Source organism: Mucilaginibacter sp., from assembly GCF_039207105.1.
Taxonomy (GTDB): domain Bacteria; phylum Bacteroidota; class Bacteroidia; order Sphingobacteriales; family Sphingobacteriaceae; genus Mucilaginibacter.
In genome coordinates, this window is sequence record NZ_JBCECK010000285.1 from 1 (window position 1) to 3,081 (window position 3,081).

5 protein-coding genes are annotated in these 3,081 nt (G+C 42.3%); all 5 read right to left on the bottom strand.

Going from position 1 to position 3,081, the window contains the following annotated elements:
• Window positions 1-115: 115 nt before the first annotated feature.
• On the bottom strand, window positions 116-790 hold the full coding sequence (trmD, locus tag AAGC65_RS25605) for a tRNA (guanosine(37)-N1)-methyltransferase TrmD (RefSeq protein ID WP_343115295.1): 675 nt from the start codon (window positions 788-790) through the stop codon (window positions 116-118).
• A 161-nt stretch (window positions 791-951) separates the two neighbouring features.
• Window positions 952-1,323, bottom strand: a complete 372-nt coding sequence (locus tag AAGC65_RS25610; RefSeq protein WP_343115296.1) for a VOC family protein — start codon at window positions 1,321-1,323, stop codon at window positions 952-954.
• A gap of 24 nt (window positions 1,324-1,347) precedes the next feature.
• Entirely contained in the window at window positions 1,348-1,737 is a 390-nt protein-coding gene (locus AAGC65_RS25615; protein WP_343115297.1) for a VOC family protein, read from the bottom strand.
• A gap of 133 nt (window positions 1,738-1,870) precedes the next feature.
• Window positions 1,871-2,398 (bottom strand): ribosome maturation factor RimM, encoded by a 528-nt coding sequence (gene rimM, locus AAGC65_RS25620; protein WP_343115298.1) that lies wholly within the window; start codon window positions 2,396-2,398, stop codon window positions 1,871-1,873.
• 78 nt (window positions 2,399-2,476) lie between these two features.
• A complete protein-coding gene (locus tag AAGC65_RS25625; protein WP_343115299.1) occupies window positions 2,477-3,004 on the bottom strand; it encodes a 30S ribosomal protein S16 in 528 nt (175 codons plus the stop codon).
• Between the last annotated feature and the right edge of the window lie 77 nt (window positions 3,005-3,081).

Below are 3,081 nucleotides of genomic sequence, written 5' to 3' on the forward strand. Positions count from 1 at the left end.
GGTATTTTAAAAATTTCCACAATTTGTTTTTTATTAACAAATTGTGGGTGCCTTTTGGTTGATTTTGTTGATTAAGTGAGTGGTTGACAACTCCATTAATTTCATCAATATCCGTTTATTCCAACAGATCTGGACGACGGCTTTTTGTACGCTCCAAGGCCTGCTCAAAGCGCCATTTTTCAATTTCAGGGGTATTACCGCTCAATAGTATATCGGGTACCTTATGGCCGTTCCAGTCGGCCGGGCGGGTATATACTGGGGCATCCAGCATATCATCCTGGAAAGAGTCACTCAGTGCCGATGTTTCATCGCTCAATACACCGGGTATCAGCCTCACCACGGCATCCACCAAAACCGCGGCAGGCAACTCGCCGCCTGACAGCACGTAATCGCCAATGGAAATTTCGCGGGTAACATAAATATCACGTATCCGCTGGTCGATCCCTTTATAATGTCCGCATAAAATAATGATGTTGCCTTTTATAGAAAGCTGGTTAGCAATAGCCTGGTTTAAGCGCTCCCCATCCGGCGACATGAAAATCACCTCATCATACTCCCGCTCGCTTTTAAGCTTTTCAATACAAGCCGCAAAGGGCGGAATGGTCATAACCATGCCGCTACCACCACCGTAAGGGTAGTCGTCAACACTTTTTTGTTTTTGGGTTGAGTAATCGCGCAGGTTATGCACATGTATTTCGGCTATGCCTTTTTTTTGCGCGCGCTGCAAAATAGAATGAGCAAACGGGCTTGTCAGCAGATCGGGCAAAACGGAGATGATATCAAAACGCATGTGCAAATATGCAGATTATTGATTGATGTGCAGATATCTGGATGTGCAGATTGTTGATTGATGTGCAGATATGCGGATGTGTAGATGTGCAAATTCTAAATTTCCGCAGATTCAGATCAGAGAATCCGCACATTTAAAATTTGCACATCCACACATCAAATTCATCTTCCATGCTGGTATATTCCCCACAAATTACCGGCAGGGTCTGTAAAATGGGCGGTTATTTCTGACGTGTTCTTATCCACCGGCTTTACTATTGTACCGCCATGTGCCTTGATCAGCTCAACTGCAGCTTCGGCATCATCAACCATGATAGAGATCACGAAGCCGGCATTGGTCATTGGCTTAGGTCCGGTTACCCACATACCGCTTACCTCTCCCACACCATCATCAAAGGAAGTATTACCGGCATTATCCAATCGGATCTGCCAGCCAAATACTTTCTGAAAAAATGAGGCAGAAGCTTTAATATCGTTCGCCGGAATTTCTATATAACATATTTTACCGTTGCCGTAGGTTGGTTGGTTTGCCATAACGAAGTTATTTATTGTTTCCTGTTAAATAGCCTTTTCAATAAGCCATTGATGCCCGAAAGGATCAACCACCTCGCCCTGGCGGTAGCCGTAGTCATAATCCTGCACCGCCGATTGTAAACGAGCGCCGCTTTTTATTGCCTGCTCAACTACGGCATGCACATCATCAACAAAAAGGCCTATGGTTACCGTGGTTGATTTATGCGTATCCGGGCTAACAGCGGCTATGCGCTGCGTTTGTTCATGCAAGTGAAACAAAGCTCCATTGATACTTAATTCCGACACGTGGATAGTGCCATCATCATTACTAAAACGCCGCAGCTCCGTAGCGCCAAAAGCGTTGATGTAAAAACTAATATCAGTTACTCCATTGGGTATAACCAACTGCGGCGCAAAGGTGGGTTTTGATGTCATAATTGTTTGAGTTTACATTATTCATCATCGATATAAAGTTGACCATTATTTTTCAAAAATAAAAAAGCCAGTATTTACAATACCGGCTTTCCCTTGTCTTTTGTCCTTAGTCCAAAAGTCTTTAATCTATTTACTATCCCTCCAAATACACATCAAGCAAGCCTTCAGGCAAATCAATGTAAATTTCGCCGGCATCTACGTCAATCCCTTTAATGATCTCCACATTCAGCGGAAACATAACCTCTTTGCCTTGGTACTCCACTGTGGCTATCAATTGCTGCGGGTATTCCTGCACTTCCAGTATCTCACCCAGTTCGCCGTGGGTTTCATCAATGGCAATAAAACCCTCAACGTCGTTCAACGTAAATTCCTCTTTTTTCTTTTTGGGTTTTAATTTATTAGGCAGGTAAATATCTCTTTTTACCAGGGTGCTTGCTTTTTCAATAGTATCCACATCTTCCAGGTATAAATAGGCATTACTTTTTTGCAGGTATTTGATAGAGGCCACAAAATAAGGTATCAGCTTACCAGCCACATCAATAAAAATGGCGTCGAACTTAATGGCTTCCAGGTTGTCAAAATCTACATAGATCTGCATCTCACCCTTCAGGCCCTTGGTTTTTAATATACTGCCTACCCTGAAGCAATCATCAATTTTCATGAAAAATCGGGATTAAAAAATAATGGCGAAGAACCTTTAGTTAGGAGCTTCGCCATTAAATAAGTTTTAATAATAAAATTATTCTGCGCTTTCAGCAGCATCAGTTTCAGCAGCAGCTTCTTCAGCTGGTGCCTCTTCTTCTGCAACTGGTGCATTTTTAGCAGCAATAGCGGCAGCTTTTTCTTCTTTCTTTTTAGCCTCAGCAGCTAAAGCAGCTTTACGCGCTTCGTCTTTTGCTGATAATAAAGTAGCTTTTTTACCGGTGATTTTACCTTCTTTTTGCTCAGTCCATTCAGCAAATTTAGCTGCGGCTTGTTCTTCAGTTAAAGCACCTTTTTTAACACCACCTTCTAAGTGTTTTTTGTACAATACACCTTTGTATGAAAGGATAGCACGACAAGTGTCAGTTGGCTGGGCACCTGTGTTAACCCAAGCTAAAGTTTTTTCGAAGTTAATGTCGATAGTTGCAGGGTTGGTGTTTGGGTTGTATGAACCTAAACGCTCAATGAAACGACCGTCGCGTGGAGCGCGGGCATCTGCTACTACGATGTAGTAAAAAGGTTTACCTTTTTTACCGTGTCTTTGCAGTCTGATTTTAGTTGCCATTTTTAATTTTTATGTATTCAACATGTCCCCGGAGTTCTTTCTGCGGGGATGCAAAGGTATAAATTATTTGTAATAAT